This window comes from Variovorax sp. DAIF25 (genome assembly GCF_050711835.1).
Lineage (GTDB): Bacteria > Pseudomonadota > Gammaproteobacteria > Burkholderiales > Burkholderiaceae_C > Variovorax.
The window spans coordinates 969,005-985,607 of record NZ_CP136637.1 but is presented as its reverse complement, the minus strand read 5'-3'; the positions used below and the strand labels follow the sequence as shown (position 1 = coordinate 985,607).

Below are 16,603 nucleotides of genomic sequence, written 5' to 3'. Positions count from 1 at the left end.
GGCGCGCCGGCATGACACCGATCGAACTGCGACCGCTGTTCACGATCAAGGCCGAGGTCACGGCACCGGCCCAGCTCGTGGGCGCCGTGCCGCACGGCTACACGCGGCGCGTGATGTGCGTGAGCGGCGGCCGCTTCGAAGGCGAGCGGCTGCGCGGCCGGGTGCTGCCCGGCGGCGCCGACGTGGTGCTCGAGCGGCCCGACGGCGGCCTGCACCTCGACGTGCGGCTGGTGCTCGAGGCCGAGGGCGGCGGGCTGGTCTACATGACCTACAGCGGACGCCGCAACGGGCCCACGCCCGAGATCATGCGCAAGATCGTGAACCGTGAAGCCATCGCGCGCGGCGAGGATTACTTCCGCGTCGCGGTGCAGTTCGAGACCGCGGCGTCGGGGCTCGAATGGCTCAACGACCGCATCGCAGTCGGCACCGGCACGCGCGAGAGCGACGGCCCCGTGTACGACGTGTGGGAAGTCGCATGAAACGCTTCGAGGGCCGGGCCGCCATCGTGACCGCCGCGGCGTCGGGCATCGGCCGCGCCATCGCGCTGCGGCTGCATGCCGAGGGCGCGCGCGTGCTCGCGGTCGACATCAACGCCGAGGGACTCGCGCAACTGCCGCGCGACGAGCAGCTGCAGGTCTTCGCCGCCGACGTCACGGCCGATGGCGCGCCGCAGGCCATCGTCGACGAATGCATGGAGCGCTTCGGCGACCTGCGCGTGCTGGTCAACAACGCGGGACTGGGCAACTGCCCGCCGTTCCACGAGACCACCGACGACGACTACCGCAGGTTTGCCGACATCAACCAGAAGGCCACCTTCATGGTCACGCGCGCGGCCTTTCCGGCGCTGATCGCGGCGCGCGGCGTGGTGCTCAACATCGCGTCCACGCTGGGGCTGGTGGGCTACCGCCGGCAGGCCGTGTACTCGATGGCCAAGGCCGGCGTGATCGGCCTCACGCGCAACCTCGCGGCCGACTATGCCGACCAGGGCATCCGCGTCAACGCGATCGCGCCCGGCATCATCGCCACGCCGCAGACCGCGGCGCGCCTCCACACCGCGCGCTTCCAGGCCACCATCGTCGGCACCACGCCGATGGGCCGGCCCGGCCTGCCCGAGGAGGTGGCCGGCGCGGCCGCCTTCCTCTGCAGCGACGACGCGGGCTACGTCACGGGCCAGGTGCTGGCCGTCGACGGGGGCCAGACCACGAGCGCCTACATCAGCGAACCGCTGGTGCAGTGCTGGGCCGAGGCCCATCCGGACCGCTGAATTCCAGGAGTCTTTTCATGCGCATCGCACTCATCACCGGCGCCGCTGGCGGGCTGGGGCTGGCCAGCGCGCGGCGGCTGGCCGAGGACGGCCTGACCGTCGCCGTGGCCGACCTGCATGTAGAGGCCGCCGAGCGTGCCGCCGCTGCCCTGCCGGGCCAAGGCCATATCGGCCTGGGCTGCAACGTGGCCGACGAGGACAGCGTGCGCGCCGCCTTCGACACGGTGCAGGAGCGGCTCGGCAGCGTGGCCGTGCTGGCCTGCTTCGCGGGCATCCTCAGCGCGCAGCCCGCGCCGGGGCGCTTGCCCACCATCGACATCACGCTGCAGGAGTGGGACACCGTGCTGCGCGTGAACGCGCTCGGCACCTTCCTCTGCTTGCGCGAGATGCTGCGCCGCTGCGACGGCCAGGCCATCGAGCATGGCCGCATCGTCACCGTCGCCTCGCTCGCGGGGCAGGTGGGAGGCATGCAGAGCGGCGCGGCCTACAGCGCCTCGAAGGGCGCGGTGCTCGCGCTGTCGAAGGTGGTGGCGCGCGAGGCCGCCGCGCTGGGCATCACCGTCAACACCGTGGCGCCGGGACCGATCGACACGCCGATGCTGCAGCAGACCGTGCCCGAGGCGCAGCGCGGCCAGAAGTACCTCGGCACCGCGGCCGTGCCGCTGGGCCGCATCGGCACGCCCGAGGAGATCGCGGCCGCGGTGTCCTACCTCGTGTCGCCCGGTGCCGGCTTCGTGACGGGCGCCACGATCGACGTCAACGGCGGCATGTCGATGCGCTGACGCTTCCTCTTCCAAGACCACCCACGCCAGGAGACTTCCCGATGAATGCCATTGCCGGTTGCCCCTTTCATGCGGGGACTTCGCCGTCCGCCGACTTCAAGCCTTACTTCAGCCCCGAGCTGCATGCGGCCTTCGAGACCCAGCGGCGCGACGAGCCCGTGTTCTGGTGCGAGGAGATCGGCTACTGGGTGCTCACCAGGCATGCCGACGTCTACAGCGTGCTGCACGACGGCGCACGCTTCTCGTCGCAGAACACCACGCGGCCCGTGACGCCGATGCATCCCGATGCGCAGGCGATCCTCAAGGAGGGTGGCTATGCGCAGACCGGCAGCCACTCGAGCCTCGACGGCGCCGTGCACAAGCGCATCCGCGGCGTGACCGGCCAGGTGCTGAACCTGCGCGAGTTCGTCAAGCTCGATGGCCACATCCGCCGGCTCGTGAACGAGGCCATCGACCGCGTCGAGGGCAAGGATGCCGTCGACCTGCTGCGCGAGGTCAACTACGAGCTGCCGGCGCAGGTGGTGTTCAAGGTGCTGGGCATTCCCGATTCGGACATCCCGAGCGTCAAGCACTGGGCCGGCGCGCGCAGCGTGATCGACTTCAGCCCCGCCACCCATGCCGAGCAGCTGGAGGGCGCGCGCAACATGGTGGCGTTCTGGCAGTACTGCACGGAGATGGTCCGCGAGCGCGAGAAGCATCCGCAGGACGACTTCACCAGCCGCATGCTCGCGATCCGCAATGGCGACGACGCCGTGATGACCATTCCCGAGATCATCACCCACACCTTCGGCGTTGCCTTCGCGGGCCACGAGACCACCACCAACCAGCTCACCAACACCTTCCGCAGCCTGCTCGAGAACCGCGAGCAGTGGGAAGCGCTGTGCGCCGATCCCTCGCTCGCGGCCAACACGGTGGAGGAGGGCATGCGCTATGCGGGCGCCGTGATCGGCTGGCGCCGCATCGCCCTGGAGGACGTGGAGTTCCGTGGCGTGACGATCCCGAAGGGCGCGCCCATCGTGCTGTCCTTCGCCTCGGCCAACCGCGACGAGGAGGTGTTCGAGAACCCGCAGCGCTTCGACATCCGCCGCGCCAACGCGCGCAAGCAGCTCACCTTCGGCAACGGCGTGCACTTCTGCCTGGGCGCGCCGCTCGCGCGGCTCGAGATGAAGATCGTGTTCGAGGAGTTCGCCAAGCGCTTCCCGCGCATGCGGCTGGTCGAGCCCGATCGCGCGACGCATCTGCATACCTTCGTGTTTCGCGCGCCGAGCGCGCTGGAGGTCACGCTGCAATGAGCGCCCCCGTGTTCGAAGGCCAGGTGGCCGTGGTCACCGGCGGTGCCAGCGGCGTGGGGCTTGCGCTCGCGCGCCAATTGCTCGAGGCCGGCGCGCGCGTCGCCATCGTCGACCGCGACGAGGCGGCACTGCAGCGCGCGCTCGAGGGACTCGATGCGCGCGATGCGATCGGCGTCGCGGCCGACGTCGCGCAGGAGGCCGACGTGCGGCGCTATGTCGATGCCGCACTGCGCAAGTTCGGCCGCATCGACCTGTTCCACAACAACGCCGCCATCGTCGGCCCGCAGTCCTCGCTGCTCGAGTTCCGCATGGAGGACTTCGAGCGCATCTTCGCGGTCAACGTGCGCGGCGTGCTGCTCGGCATGCAGGCCGTGGCGCGCGCGATGCGCGACCAGGGCGGCGGCACCATGGTCAACACCGCCTCGGTGTCGGGCCAGCGCAGCAGTCGCGCCGAGGCCGGGCTCGGCGTCTACGGCGCCTCGAAGGCCGCGGTGATCCGCATGACGCAGCAGGCGGCGCTCGAGTTCGCGCCGCTCGGCATCCGCATCAATGCCATCTGCCCGGGACCGATCGACACGCCGCTGTTGCGCAGCACCTTCCTCGTCGACGGCCGCACCGAGGCGCAGGCCGAGGCGGCGCTGAAGCAGCACTTCCTGAATCAGCCGCTCAAGCGCGCGGCGAGCGCGCAGGAGGTGGCGAACCTGGTGTTCTGGCTGCTGGGGCCCCAGGCGAGCTTCGTGACGGGTGGGGTTTACAACGTGGATGGGGGGATGACTGCCTGAGACCGGGGACAGGGCCGGCCGCTGGATTGCAGGCCGGCCTTGCCGAGCGTGTGCGCTATTTGATGAATCAGGTCAACGGTCTTCCATGCGGCTCAAAAGCTGACCCGATTCTGAGCTGGCTTGCACAATGGACCCTTGCACTTCTTGGCACTGAAGAAATAGCTGAATCCGGGTACGTCCGAACTATAGAAGTGCACGAACGATGAACGTAGAGGCGCTCCACCCTTTGCGCCTTCAGCGTTGACTTGCTCGAGCAGCTTCGCAGGTTTCTCCTGGATGGACAGCCCGTAATAGGAGAAGCTGGAATTCTGGGTGGTGTCTTTCACGAAGACGAATTGCGGTCCGTTGGGGCCCGAGAAGCTGGCATCCGTGAGCCTGAATCCACGCGCGCCGCGTTCGTTGGCCGCCGTCAGGAACGTGTTGTTCTTGAGATCGGGCAATTCCACCGCTTCGTAGGCATAGGTGGAACTGCTCTTCAGATCCTTTTCGTAAATGCCCACCAGGCGATTCGCAGCGGTGCTGGACATGTTGGAGGCGTAGTAGCCGTCGGCGCCCTGGATGTTTGCCTCCGCAATGATCTTGTCCATCGCGTAGGGCTGGTACTGGACCACGCGATAAGCGAATGTGGTCGCTGCGCTGGCGTCCTTGCGGTAGATATGCCACGTGACGTACATGCCCGAACCTGTACGCTCGGAGTAGGAGCCGATCCATTGGAAGCCAGCCGCGCCGCGATTGGCAAGCTGAGTTCGGAATTCGTCGAGCGTGGCCGGATCGGGCTGCAGCTCGTAGGTGTATGTGGTGTCGCTATCTTTCACGTAGATAGCCAGTTGATCCGTGGGGCTCTGGAACGCGCTGCCGAAATAACGCAGGCCCTTGGCGCCTTGCGCATTGAAGGGAGCGAGGAAATCCGCGGCGCCGGTCGGGGCCACTGGAACCACCCCTTCGTAGGTGAACTTGAGTTCGGTGGCTTCGGGCTCGGTCGCCGGAGCCGGTGTCTCGGGGACGGTCGTCTCCGGCTGCGGCGTGACCGGTGCCGACGCCGATGGCGGTATGAAGGGAATCCCGCCGCCGCCCCCTCCACCGCCGCCGCATCCGGCGAGAGCCAGGATGATCGCAATCGCTGCAAATCCCCGCGCGCGCGGCGCGAAACCCAATGTCGTTCCCCTCATGACCTTCTCCCTCTAGGTTGATTGATGTGCTTCTATTTGTTTCAGCATATTGCCGCAAAATGACCGATCGATGTCACTGTCATGGCGCAGAGGCGCACGACACGTTCTATTTTGACGAGACGGTCATGTTCGGTGCGGGCCTTGCAATTGCGCCAGATGGCCTCGCGTGCCTTCGGTCCGCGCCCAAGCCGACTTCGTTGCGGACTCTCCCTGCAGTCCGCCACCTTCTCGGCGGCGCTGCACGGCGGTTGAAAGTTCGGATGATCTCGGTCACAACGGCCCTGTGAACGGCTACAGTCCGCCTCGGCCCCGGCAAGCGCCGCGAGGTCGCGGAGGATCCCGATGCTCCCTATCGTCGTTGCGCTCGCTGCCACCGTCGTCCTGCTGGTCTGGATGGGCTTCTTCATGATGGGCTCGCTGCCGCTGCTCGTGCTCAAGCACGACACGCCGCTCGATGCGCGCTTCATCCGCGGCCTGTTCAACGTCTATTACGTCGCCGTGACCCTCACGGCCGCCGCCGCGGCGCTCAGCTATGTCTGGTCGGGCAAGTTCGTCTTCGCCTTGGGTGCGGCACTCATCGGCGCGCTGGCCTTCGCCCTGCGCGGCTGGTTCATCATTCCGCGCATGGACGCGCTGCGCGGCTCGATTCCCGAGGCCGATGCATCGATCCTCGAGTTCCGCCGGCTGCACATCGCGGGCATGCTGATCAACGTGGTGCAATTGGCGATGGTGGCCTGGGCGTTGACGCAACTGGGGATCTGAGCGGCGGGCGCTGTGCGAGGATCGCGCTTTTCTCTCGCAGCACGAACGATCACCGGAAGATGACAACCCTCGAGAAGACGCGCGAACGCCTGGAATCCAAGAGATTTTCCGTGCGCAAGCGGGGCATGCGGGAACTGCTCGACGCGGGCTTGCGCGACGAATTCATCGAGCGCGCGTTGGCCGAAAAGGACGGTGCGCTCATCGAGCACGCTGTGCAATGGATCGAGCCGGACGTGCCTGCCGCGCTCCTGGTCCACATGTTCCGCAAGAATGCGACGCCGGTCCCGCAGTCCGGCATTCGCTCCTACCTGCCGTACAACAACTGCCTGCACGCTGAGGCCGAGATCCACGCGCAGTACGCGCTGCAGGGGCGAAGAATCGCCGTCGGAACCGTCGAGGCCGTGGGCATGGGCTATCTCAGGTCCTTCCACTCCGTGCTGCTCAAGGTGATAGCGCAGGACTTCGAGGTCGCCCAGACCGCCTTCGAGCGCAAAGGGGCGAAGGCGCTTTCGGGAGGGATTCACGCCTTCTCGCACGGTATGGACGGCATCGTCTACACCGGTCTGGAGAACGAATGGTGCGCCGAATCGCAAAAGGTGCAGGCCGCGTTGCTGGCCTTGCATCGCATCGACTGCGCGGTGCCGATCGAACGCATCGATTCCCTCATCGACCAGGTCGAGCAATGGGCGCAGCCGGGCTCGCTGCTGTGGCTCAGGGGTATCAAGGTACCGATGTGGCTCCGCCTTCATGGCCTGCCCGACGATGATTTCGTCCCGGCCGTCGCGCGCTGGCGGGCCCAGTATCCGAATGCGCAGTTTTTCGGGATGGAAGCCGACCTCGGTACGGCCTGTCTCAAGCGCAAGCTGTTCGCGGAATTGGACCGCCTTCTTCAGCAGGAGGACCCCTTTCATTTCTACAGCCCCGTGTTCTGCCACTGGCCGCTCATGCGATACATGGAGGAAAAGGGAGTGCTGAAGATAGAGGATCAGTTCTTCGGCGCGCGGGAATACAGGGACAGGATGGACTGGGGGATCGCGGGACCGCCGTGGGCGGAAGTGCCGGGGGCTTTGGAAAAGGGCGGGTTTCCGGCATCCGCTTGAGCAACTGCTCTTTGGGTTCGCATTTTCGAGAAAACCCTCGAGACGCAACAGCGGATCCATGCATCCGATGGAGGTTCATGAGTGTTCGACGAGCAAACGCTTAGAAAAATCGCCGATGGGGATGCGCGCTGCACGCCACTCGATGAAGTTCGCTGCCATGAAGCGGTCAAGGCCTTTTCGGCCGCTTTCGAGGCGTTGCCCGATCTCGCGATTCGGACGGAGCAAGGCAGCTACAGCAATTTCTGCGCGGTGTACGTCTACGATCCGGCGCAAGCCGTGCGAGACCAGGGCCTCGACGGTTCGTTGTACAGAAGCTTTCCGAGCCTGTTGATCTACTTCCATCATCTGGCCCCCATTGCCGCCTTGGGCATGTCTTCCTGGGGCGAGACCTTGCGATCGGACGGGACATTCAGTTCGCGTCACTTCGGAGGGCTCGATCTGCAAGACCTCTCTTCTCTCGACGCGGTGCGGCCGCACTCGTTGGAAATCCGGGTCGGCGCCGCCTTGCGGAGAACTGCATACGCCGTTCAACCGCCCGAATACTTCATGCAATTTGCGCCGGCCTGGTTCGGGTCGGGTCGACGGAGCGAGGGGGCCGCACCGTGGAACAGGCTCTTCCACCTTTTCTTCCAGGTCGTGGGTTGACCACGGCGAACAGGAAGAGTCCCTTCGATTCTTCAGGTTGGCAAGAACCCGCTTGATAGAATGAGAACGACTATCAATTGCCTCAAGTGACCGGTCTCCGGGCCTCCGGGTGCGGCAAGGCGCCACGCCTGCCACCGCTCGCCGTCCATCCCGTCGAAGAAAGCCATGGCCCAGAACGCTGTCCCCGCCCTGCAGATCGTCTCCCGCATCGGCGCCGCCGTGCTCGGCGGCTATGCGTTCTCCTGGGGCTTCGTCGCGCTCGGCATCGGGTTGCTGTTCGCCGCGGGCATGCCGTTCCACGACGCCGAGTCGCTCGCCAGCATGCTGGCCTTCCTGGTGTTCCTGGTCGCGTTCCTCTGGGCGTTCTCGGCCGCCAATGTCAAGCGCGTGTGGCTGGTGCTGGCCGGCGGCGGCCTGTCGATGGCGGCGGCGGCTTCCCTGGTGCAGCGGGCGCTGCTCTGACCTGACGACCCGAACCATTCCCGCGAGGAGAGACTTCCGTGTTCCAGAATTTCCGCCTCTCGATGGCCTGGCTCCACACCTGGTTCGGGCTGGTGCTCGGCTTCGTGCTGATGGTCGTGTTCTTCTTCGGCTCGCTGTCGGTGTTCGACCGCGAGATCGACCGCTGGGCGATCCCCGAGACGCGCTTCGAGCCGCAGCGCATGCCCTCGTTCGACCAGGTGCTGCTGCCGCTGTTCAAGGAGGTGAAGCCCGCCCCCGCCAACATCGAGCAGGCGCGCTCGCGCGTGAACGGCCCGATGGCGACGAGCTTCGAGCCCAAGCAGTGGCTGGCCTACACCACGCACCGCGACCCGGTGCTGAGCATCTATTCGGGCTTCATCCTGCCCAACGCCAAGGATCCGGAAGACGCGGTCTGGGGCTACGCCACCATCGACCCGCGCACCGGCAAGACGCTGTCGGAAGACCGCCTGAAGATCGGCAGCGACTTCTTCTACCCGCTGCACTACAGCCTGCACATCAACTGGCTGAACCTCGGCACCTGGATCGTCGGCTTCGCGGCACTGGTGATGCTGATCGCGCTGGTGAGCGGCGTGGTGATGCACCGCAAGATCTTCCGCGAGCTGTTCACCTTCCGTCCGGCCAAGCACGTGCAGCGCAGCGCGCTCGACCTGCACAACCTCACGGGCGTGGTCGCGCTGCCCTTCCACTTCATCTTCGCGCTGTCGGGCCTGGTGGTGTTCGCGGGCGTCTACTTCCCCGTCAGCCACACCCAGCTCGAGCCGCTGCACGAACTGCACGAGAAGCTCGAGGCCCAGGAGACCGGCCTGCCGCACGACCGCGCGGGCACGCCGGGCACGCTGGCCTCGGTCGACGCGATGGTGGCCGAGGCCCAGCGCCGCTGGGCCAGCCGCGGCATGGCGGGCGAGGTGGGCATGCTCAACGTGCAGCACGTGAACGATGCCAATGCCTACGTCAGCGTCTACCGCGCGGGCACCGACCGGGTCACGCTCACGGGCGAGGGCATCCACTTCAACGGCGCCACCGGCGAGGTGATCCGCGAGGACCCGGCGCCCACGGTGGTCGCGGGCATCAAGGACTTCCTGACCGGGCTGCACCTGCAGCACTTCAGGCACTGGCTGCTGCGCTGGCTCTATGTGCTGGGCGGGCTGGCCGGCTGCGCCTGCATCGCCACCGGCTTCATCTTCTTCGTCGAGAAGCGCAAGCGCCAGCATGCGAAGCAGGGCCTGCAGGGCGCGCGCTGGGTCGATGCCTTCGCGGTCGCGACGGTGCCGGGCCTGCTGATCGCGACCTTCTCCATGCTGGTCGCCAACCGCCTGCTGCCGGCCGAGCTGCCGCTGCGCGGCAACTGGGAGATCGGCGTCTTTGCGGGCGCCTGGCTGGTCTCGCTGCTCCATGGCCTGTGGCGCACCGCGCCCACGGCGCAGGGCCGTCTCGCACCGGCCTGGGCCGAGCAGTGCTGGGCCGTGGCGCTGCTGGGCGTGGCGGCGGTGCTGCTGAACTGGATCACCACCGGCGACCACCTGCTGCGCACCATCGGCAGCGGCTACTGGCCGGTGGCGGGCGTCGACCTGTCGGTGCTCGCGGCGGTCTCGCTGGCCGTGGTGGCCGCGCGCATGCTGCGGCGCCGTGCCGCCGCGACCGCCGTTACCACCGTGTCGGCGTCGAACGGATCGGCGGTGGCCCGTGTCTGAGGCCCTGATGCTCGCGGCCGCGCTGGCCGCCAACCTCGTGGGCGCGGGCCTGTTCGCGCTGTCGATGGACGTGCACTGGGAGCAGGCGCGCCCCGGCACGGCCTACCCGGTGCGCATGGCGCGCGTGCTGCGCGTGCTGGGTGCCGCCTGCCTGCTCGTGTCGCTGTTGCTGTGCCTGCGCGTCGACCATGTCTCGATGGCCTCGCTGGTCTGGTTCATGGCGCTCGCGGGTGCCGCGCTCGCCGTGACCTTCACGCTGAGTTGGCGGCCGCGCTGGCTGGCGCCGCTGGTGGCGTGGATTCCCGCGCGGCCGGCAACGAGCTCTCGCTGAGCGGCCCGGCGCCGTCCTCGAAGTACACCACCATGCGCAGGTGGCGGTACTCGTCCACCGTCAGCGCCTCGTGTTCGAAGGCCACGCGCCGGCCGTCGTCCAGCAGGGCCGAGATGCCGCGCGAGGGCTGCGGATCGCGCGGCGTGTCCCACCAGCGCCGGAAGTCGGGCGACAGCCGCCGCAGCTGATCGACCAGCTCCAGCATCGCGGGATCGTCGGGCGCGACCGCGAGCTCGCGGCGAAACGCGGCCAGCAGGCGCGGCGCATCCTCCTTCCAGTCCGGCAGGCGCCGGCGCAGCTCGGGATCGGCGAAGGCCAGGCGCAGGAAGTTGCGCTGCGCGGGCTCCCGGCCCGAGAAGCCGAACGACCGGTCGGCGGCGGCATTCCACGCGACCACGTCCCAGCGCAGGTTGGTGACGTAGGCGGGGCGCGCGACCAGCTCGTCCATCATGCGTTGCACCAGCGGCGGGATGCTCGGCCAGTGATGGGCCTCGGCCGAGGGCGGCCGCTGCTGCGAGAGCAGGAACAGGTGGCAGCACTCGGCATCGTCGAGCCGCAGGATCTTGCCGATGCGCAGCAGGAAGGCTTCCGAGACACCGATCTCGCGGCCCTGTTCGAACCATGTGTACCAGGTGATGCCCACGCCCGCGAGCGCCGCCACCTCCTCGCGGCGCAGGCCCGGCGTGCGGCGCCGTCCGCCGCTGGGCAGGCCCACGTCCGCGGGCGCGAGCCGCTCGCGATGGGCGCGCAGGAAGGCCGAGAGTTCGGTGCGCGTGCGGTCGAGCGATCTAGACGCCATGCCACGCCGCCTTGCGTATTGCTGCCAGTAATAGCATGAGAGGAAATATTGTCCTGTTGCTGATCCGTTCCCAGAATGATCGCTCTTTCATCATTCAGGAGTGGCTCGCATGGCTTTCGGTCTCAAACAGCACAACGGCAACAGCGTTGCGACAACGCCGCCGGCGCGCGCGGGCCTCGCCCAATGGGCCGGCCTCGCCATGCTCGCGCTGCCCACGATGCTGCTCGGGCTCGACGTGACGCTGCTCTATCTCGCGCTGCCCAAGCTGGCCGAGGACCTGCAGCCCAGCGCCACGCAGGCGCTGTGGATCATGGACGCCTACGGCTTCATGATCGCGGGCTTCCTGGTCACGATGGGCGCGCTGGGCGATGCGATCGGGCGCCGCCGTCTGCTGTTGATCGGCGCCGCGGCCTTCGCCGTCACCTCGGTGCTGGCCGCGTTCGCACCGAGCGCCAACCTGCTGATCGCCGCGCGGGCCCTGCTCGGCATCGCGGGCGCGGCGCTGATGCCCTCCACGCTGGCGCTGATCCGCAACATGTTCCTCGATGCACGCCAGCGCGCGCTGGCGATCGGCGTGTGGGCCACCATGTTCGCCTTCGGCATGGCCGCGGGGCCGCTGGTCGGCGGCCTGTTGCTCGCGCACTTCTGGTGGGGCTCGGCCTTCCTGGTGGCGATTCCCGTGGTGCTGCTGCTGTGGATCGGCGGGCCGCTGCTGCTGCCCGAATACCGCGCGCCGGAACGCGCGCGCCTCGACCTCGCGAGCGTCGCGCTCTCGCTGACGGCGATCCTGCCACTGGTCTACGTGGTCAAGCAGAGCGCGAAGAGCGGCTGGGGCATTGCCACCACGCTGGCGCTGCTGCTCGGCATCGCCTGCGCGATCGCGTTCGTGCGGCGCCAGCGCAGACTCGCGAATCCGCTGCTCGACATCGGTCTGTTCGCCGACCGCAGCTTCAGCGTCGCGCTCGGCGTGCTGCTGGTCGGGCTGACCGGCGTCGGCGGCGCGTTGCTGCTGGTGACGCAGTACCTGCAGCTCGTGATCGGCCTGCCGCCGGTGACGGCCGGCCTGTGGATGGCGCCGCCCGCGCTCGCGATGCTGGTGGCCGGCATCGGCGCGCCGCTGGTCGCGCGGCGCGTGCGCCCGGGTTTCGTGATGGCCGCGTCGCTCGCGCTGTCGGCGCTGGGCCATGGCTTGCTCGCGCTGCTGCCCGTGCTGCCGGCGACGCAGGGCCTGGGCTGGGCGGTGGCCGGCTATTCGCTGATCTACCTGGGATTGGGAACGCTGGCCGCGCTGGGCACCGACCTCGTGATCGGCGCGGCGCCGGCCGCCCATGCGGGCTCGGCCTCGGCGCTGTCGGAAACGGTGCAGGAACTCGGCGTCGCGCTCGGCGTGGCGATCTTCGGCAGCCTGACGACCGTGGTCTATCGCGCAGGCATCGCCGAGCATCTGCCGCGCGAGCTGCCCGAACAGGCGGCCCGCGCGGTGGAAGAGGGCCTCTGGACCGCGACCTCGCTCGCGTCGAGCCTGCCCGCGGGCCTGCTCGACGAGGCCCGGCACGCCTTCGTGGCCGGGCTCGGCGTGTCGTCCGCCGTGGCGGCCGCGGGGATCGCGGCCCTGGCCGTGGTGTCGGCCGTGGCGCTGCGGCGCATCGCGATCCCCGCGCCGCGCGCGCTCAAGCCTTCGCGGGCGGCAGCGCCAGCGGCTTCGGCAGCCGGATGCGGATGAACTCGTTGCCGTCCACCTTGTTCGGCAGGCGCGAGGGCGAGCCGCCGGGGTAGTTGTTGTCGTTCACCAGCATCAGCGTCTGCGCGTCGGCGATCGTCACCACCTCCACGCACTCCATCGGGAACGCGAAGACGCCGTCGATGGTGGCATCGCCGCCCAGGCCCTTCGGGTCCTTCAGCGCCATCAGGTCGACGATCTCTTCCTTCTTGAGGTAGCCGCTGCTGTCGACCTGCGCGAGGTCGATCCTGTAGACGCGCTTGAAGCGCGCCGCGTTGCGCCAGGTGCCCGAGGCCGGGAACTTGCCGCTGCGCACGTCGCCCGCGCCGCTGTCCTTCTCGACCACGAGGAACTCGGTGTCGTTGATCGCGACCATGTCGTTGACGCTGTAGACCTCGGTCTCGAGGTTGCCGTCGCCGTTGATGCGCTGGCCGGTGCTGACCTTGTAGGCGTAGACGCGCGGCTCGAAGTTCTGCGAGGCCAGGTCGAACACGCTGATGATGCGGCGCTGCGCGTTGTCGCCGTTCATCTCCTTCTCGTACATCGCATAGAGCTTGGTGCGGCTGGCGTTGATCGCCATGCTTTCCAGGCCGCCCGAGCCGCCGAGGTTGGCCACCGAGGTGTTCGACTGGATGTACGGATTGTTCGGCGTCTGCACCAGCGGATTGCCGCCGATCTTCGCGAGGTTGGGCATCTGCACCTCGCGCGCGACCAGCCGGCCCTGGCGGTCGAACTTCAGCAGGAAGGGACCGAACTCATCGCCGATCCAGAAGTTGCCCTGCGCATCGATCTGCAGCGACTCGGGGTCGATGTCGTAGCCCGTCAGCAGGCGGCCCGAGACGATCGCCGGGTCCACGGCCAGCGTCTGGCCGGCCGGCGACACCGAGGCGCCGGGGTAGTTGACCATGTCGGCCACGGCCGGGTAGCCGAGGTTGCGATAGGGGTCGCTCAGGCGGATGTAGCTCTGCGCGCTGAAGGACGCGAGCGTCTCGCCGGTCTGGAAGTTGGCCGGGATCACCTGGCCCTTGGCCCAGTCGAACTTCACCGCGTAGATGTGCAGCAGGGCATCGGGCGAGGCGGCGCGGCCGCCGAAGCCGTTGTCCTGCATCGCGTAGAAGACGCCCGGCATGCCGCTGGGCACCAGCGCCGAGAAGCCCTGCATCGGCTGCTTGCCCTGGAAGGGCAGGGTGTAGCCGTAGGTGTCCTTGGCGCGCGTGTAGTCGCCGCCCGAGATGAACTGGCCCGAGGTCGGGCCGGCCACGTAGCTGTCGGCCGGCAGCACGGCACGGCCGGTCAGCGTCGGTGCCGTGACCTCGGGTTCGGCCACCGGCGCGGGCGCCGGTGCGGGTGCAGGGGCCGGCGCGGGTGCCGGCACGAAGGGGAAGCCGCCGCTGCTTCCGCCGCCGCCGCAACCGGCCAGCAGCGCGCCGCCCGCGCCGAGCAGCAGGCCGCGGCGCTGGATGTTGTTCTTCGATGTCATGTCTGGGTCTTCGGTGCGATTCAGAAGGGCGCCGGTGCCGACGTCATGTCGGTCAGCTTGTTGGTCTGCAGATCGATCACGAAATGCTGCGTCGGCGCGCCGCGGGCGAGCTTGAGCAGGATCTGCATCAGCGGCTTGAAGCGCGCCTGGAACACCGCATGGGCCGGGTTGTCGTTCATCACCTGCTGGCTGCCGTTGAGCGCCAGCGCGGTGTTGGTGCCTTCGAGGGCCTGGGCGATCAGCTTGTACTGGCGCGCGCGGTCGGCCGGGATGTCGGTGAACGCGAGGTCGCCGGCATTGGCCAGGCGCACGAAGTCGCCCGCCAGGTCGATCGCCTTCCACTGGTTGAAGTCCTCCAGCCGCATGCCGTTGGCCCCCGCGAGCGCGCGCGCCCTGGCTTCCGCATCCGCGTAGTCCTTGGCGTAGGCCGCCTGCTGCGCGCTGCCGTCGCCGCCCGCGTCGCCCAGGCACGAGAAGAAGGCGTTGCTCAGCAGGCCGCGGTTGCCGGTGTTGCCCAGTTGCTTGAGCGTGACCTTGGTCTGCAGCTGCGACAGCACCAGCAGGTCGGAGCCGTAGATCGGGCTCTTCACCAGCTCGCGCATCTCGCAGCGCCAGTCGTCGTTGAGCAGCCGCAGGCGCACCAGCTCCGACATGTAGCGCGTGCTGAACTCGCCGTAGCTCTTCGCGTCGAGCACGGTCCGGTCCCACAGCACGCCGTTGCTGCCGCCCGGCAGCCGGCCCGGGAAGTCGGTGAAGAAGCGGTGTTCCTCGCGGTAGAGGTCGAACAGCTCGTCGAAGCGCGCCACGTTGTCCAGGCGCACGGTCTGCACGTCGATGTGCGTCGCGTCCTTGAAGGTCAGCAGCTTGTAGGCCGGCACGTAGGCCGCCATCGACGGCGCCTGGATGTTCACCAGGCCATGGCCGTCGTCGTAGTTGCGCACGGCGGTGTCGTTGAAGTGCATGTGGCCGCCCACGTGCACCTGCAGGCCGGTGTCGGCCAGCGCCTTGGTCACGTCCTCGGCGGGACGGCGCACCATCTGCATCTTGCCCGCGCCGAGCAGCGCGATGATGTCGTCGGAGGCGCCGTTGAAGAACTCGCTCATCGGGAAATGGCTGAAGGCGACGACCTGCTTGCCCTGCTTCTTGCCGCGTGCCACCACGTCCTTGAGCCACGCGATCACGTGCGGCTTGTGGGTCAGCATCTTGTTGTAGCCGGCGTCGCCCGAGCCGTTGAAGTCGTTGGGGCCGGTGCCGGTGGGCACGTAGACGTTGGCATCGATGCCCACGAGCCACAGGCCTTCGACCGGTTCGACCAGGTAGCTGGTGTCGGGCACGTCATGGCAGAAGGTGTAGCCGTCCTTCTTGTAGGTACCGCCCGCGCCCTGCGCGCAGATCTCGAAGCTGCGCTTGCTCCAGGCCGCCTGTTCCTTCGCCTTCGCGAAGTCGTAGTTCTGGTAGCTGTAGCTGCTGTAGGGCGTCTCGAAATAGCGGTAGCCGGCCTTGGGCATCAGGCCGTGCTGGTCGAGCGCCTCGGTGATGCCCGCGTAGCCCTGTTCCTTGACTTCCTCGGTGCAGTAGCTGCTGTTGACCTTGGCCCATTCGCCGCTGTAGTTGGACGCCGCGCAATCGCCGTTGCCGCCGCGGCTGTAGATCGGCTGGGGCGCGCCGACGCGGTTGGTCGTGGGGTCGATGCCCAGGTAGTCGGCCTTGCCGCCCGCGCGCTCGAGCGGCTTGTTCGGGTCGTGGTTGCCGGGGGCCGCGAAGAACTGGATGCCGTGCTTGTTCGCATAGTCGTCCAGCACCTTCTTCAGGCCGCGCATGTGCACCGGTTGTCCGTCGTCCGAGAAGTCGCCGGGCAGCGCGATCAGCTTCACGCCGCGCGCCACCGCGTCGTCGAGCGCGGTGATGAAGGCGAAGTAGTTCTCGTTGAACAGGCGCGTCGAGGTCATCTGCGCATGCATCAGGCGGATCGTCGCGTTGCGGCCCGACTTCTGGTTGAACACGCCGGGGAACGAGCCGTCCTTGAAGTTGGCGTAGACGTCGTGGAAGTGGATGTCGGGCATGAACGCGACCTGCACCGGCGGCGCGGACTCGGCCGGCGGGGGCGTGGTCTGGCCGGGGTTGGAGCCCGAGGGCGGCAGCGGGAAGAAGCCGGCGTTCTGGTTGTCGCTGCCGCCGCAGGCGGACAGCAGCAGCACCGCCGCGGCGACGGCGATCGTCGAGGTCGCGCGCGCAGTGCGAGGAAGGGAAAAAATCATGAAAAAAGATCCGCGAAAAAGGTGACGAAACGCCCGCCGCCCCTG

The 16,603-nt window shown here is 68.1% G+C and carries 16 protein-coding genes; 12 read left to right on the top strand and 4 right to left on the bottom strand.

Going from position 1 to position 16,603, the window contains the following annotated elements:
* Positions 1-11 precede the first annotated feature (11 nt).
* From R0232_RS38755 to R0232_RS38735, 5 genes are read left to right on the top strand one after another with little or no spacing between them, the layout of a single operon-like run.
* Complete coding sequence (locus tag R0232_RS38755; protein WP_431514462.1) at positions 12-479, top strand: DUF3237 domain-containing protein; 468 nt, start codon at positions 12-14, stop codon at positions 477-479.
* Positions 476-1,264: an SDR family NAD(P)-dependent oxidoreductase gene (locus R0232_RS38750; protein ID WP_431514461.1), complete on the top strand. Its 789-nt coding sequence runs from the start codon at positions 476-478 to the stop codon at positions 1,262-1,264. Before R0232_RS38755 ends, R0232_RS38750 begins: the two co-directional genes overlap by 4 nt.
* Before the next feature lie 17 nt (positions 1,265-1,281).
* Positions 1,282-2,046: an SDR family NAD(P)-dependent oxidoreductase gene (locus R0232_RS38745; protein ID WP_431514460.1), complete on the top strand. Its 765-nt coding sequence runs from the start codon at positions 1,282-1,284 to the stop codon at positions 2,044-2,046.
* Between the two features lie 41 nt (positions 2,047-2,087).
* Entirely contained in the window at positions 2,088-3,338 is a 1,251-nt protein-coding gene (locus tag R0232_RS38740; protein ID WP_093346910.1) for a cytochrome P450, read from the top strand.
* Positions 3,335-4,120, top strand: a complete 786-nt coding sequence (locus R0232_RS38735) for an SDR family NAD(P)-dependent oxidoreductase (RefSeq protein ID WP_431514459.1) — start codon at positions 3,335-3,337, stop codon at positions 4,118-4,120. Before R0232_RS38740 ends, R0232_RS38735 begins: the two co-directional genes overlap by 4 nt.
* Before the next feature lie 92 nt (positions 4,121-4,212).
* Here R0232_RS38735 and R0232_RS38730 read toward each other — a convergent pair whose 3' ends face one another.
* A complete protein-coding gene (locus R0232_RS38730; RefSeq protein WP_398494995.1) occupies positions 4,213-5,289 on the bottom strand; it encodes a hypothetical protein in 1,077 nt (358 codons plus the stop codon).
* A gap of 342 nt (positions 5,290-5,631) precedes the next feature.
* On the opposite strand from R0232_RS38730, the gene R0232_RS38725 reads away from it, so the two are divergent.
* The 6 genes from R0232_RS38725 (at position 5,632) to R0232_RS38700 (ending at position 10,301) form a co-directional block, all read left to right on the top strand.
* A complete protein-coding gene (locus R0232_RS38725) occupies positions 5,632-6,051 on the top strand; it encodes a hypothetical protein (protein WP_208510659.1) in 420 nt (139 codons plus the stop codon).
* Between the two features lie 59 nt (positions 6,052-6,110).
* The gene (locus R0232_RS38720; RefSeq protein WP_431514458.1) at positions 6,111-7,151 is read left to right on the top strand and encodes a hypothetical protein; all 1,041 of its coding nucleotides are present in this window, start codon (positions 6,111-6,113) and stop codon (positions 7,149-7,151) included.
* Between the two features lie 81 nt (positions 7,152-7,232).
* Complete coding sequence (locus R0232_RS38715; protein ID WP_431514457.1) at positions 7,233-7,796, top strand: hypothetical protein; 564 nt, start codon at positions 7,233-7,235, stop codon at positions 7,794-7,796.
* A gap of 165 nt (positions 7,797-7,961) precedes the next feature.
* Entirely contained in the window at positions 7,962-8,258 is a 297-nt protein-coding gene (locus R0232_RS38710; protein ID WP_431514456.1) for an iron uptake protein, read from the top strand.
* A 38-nt stretch (positions 8,259-8,296) separates the two neighbouring features.
* Positions 8,297-9,970 carry a PepSY-associated TM helix domain-containing protein gene (locus R0232_RS38705; protein ID WP_431514455.1) on the top strand — a complete coding sequence of 558 codons (1,674 nt, stop codon included), beginning with the start codon at positions 8,297-8,299 and terminating at the stop codon, positions 9,968-9,970.
* On the top strand, positions 9,963-10,301 hold the full coding sequence (locus R0232_RS38700) for a DUF3325 domain-containing protein (RefSeq protein ID WP_431514454.1): 339 nt from the start codon (positions 9,963-9,965) through the stop codon (positions 10,299-10,301). Before R0232_RS38705 ends, R0232_RS38700 begins: the two co-directional genes overlap by 8 nt.
* Here R0232_RS38700 and R0232_RS38695 read toward each other — a convergent pair.
* Positions 10,222-11,100 (bottom strand): helix-turn-helix transcriptional regulator, encoded by an 879-nt coding sequence (locus R0232_RS38695; protein ID WP_431514453.1) that lies wholly within the window; start codon positions 11,098-11,100, stop codon positions 10,222-10,224. The two genes, R0232_RS38700 and R0232_RS38695, sit on opposite strands and share 80 nt — an antisense overlap.
* A 109-nt stretch (positions 11,101-11,209) precedes the next feature.
* On the opposite strand from R0232_RS38695, the gene R0232_RS38690 reads away from it, so the two are divergent.
* Positions 11,210-12,823: an MFS transporter gene (locus R0232_RS38690; protein WP_431514452.1), complete on the top strand. Its 1,614-nt coding sequence runs from the start codon at positions 11,210-11,212 to the stop codon at positions 12,821-12,823.
* On the opposite strand, the gene R0232_RS38685 is transcribed toward R0232_RS38690, so the two are convergent.
* Together R0232_RS38685 and R0232_RS38680 are read right to left on the bottom strand one after the other, a co-directional pair.
* Positions 12,771-14,300 (bottom strand): esterase-like activity of phytase family protein, encoded by a 1,530-nt coding sequence (locus R0232_RS38685; RefSeq protein ID WP_431514451.1) that lies wholly within the window; start codon positions 14,298-14,300, stop codon positions 12,771-12,773. The genes R0232_RS38690 and R0232_RS38685 overlap by 53 nt on opposite strands.
* Before the next feature lie 20 nt (positions 14,301-14,320).
* Complete coding sequence (locus R0232_RS38680) at positions 14,321-16,558, bottom strand: metallophosphoesterase (RefSeq protein WP_431514450.1); 2,238 nt, start codon at positions 16,556-16,558, stop codon at positions 14,321-14,323.
* Positions 16,559-16,603 lie beyond the last annotated feature (45 nt).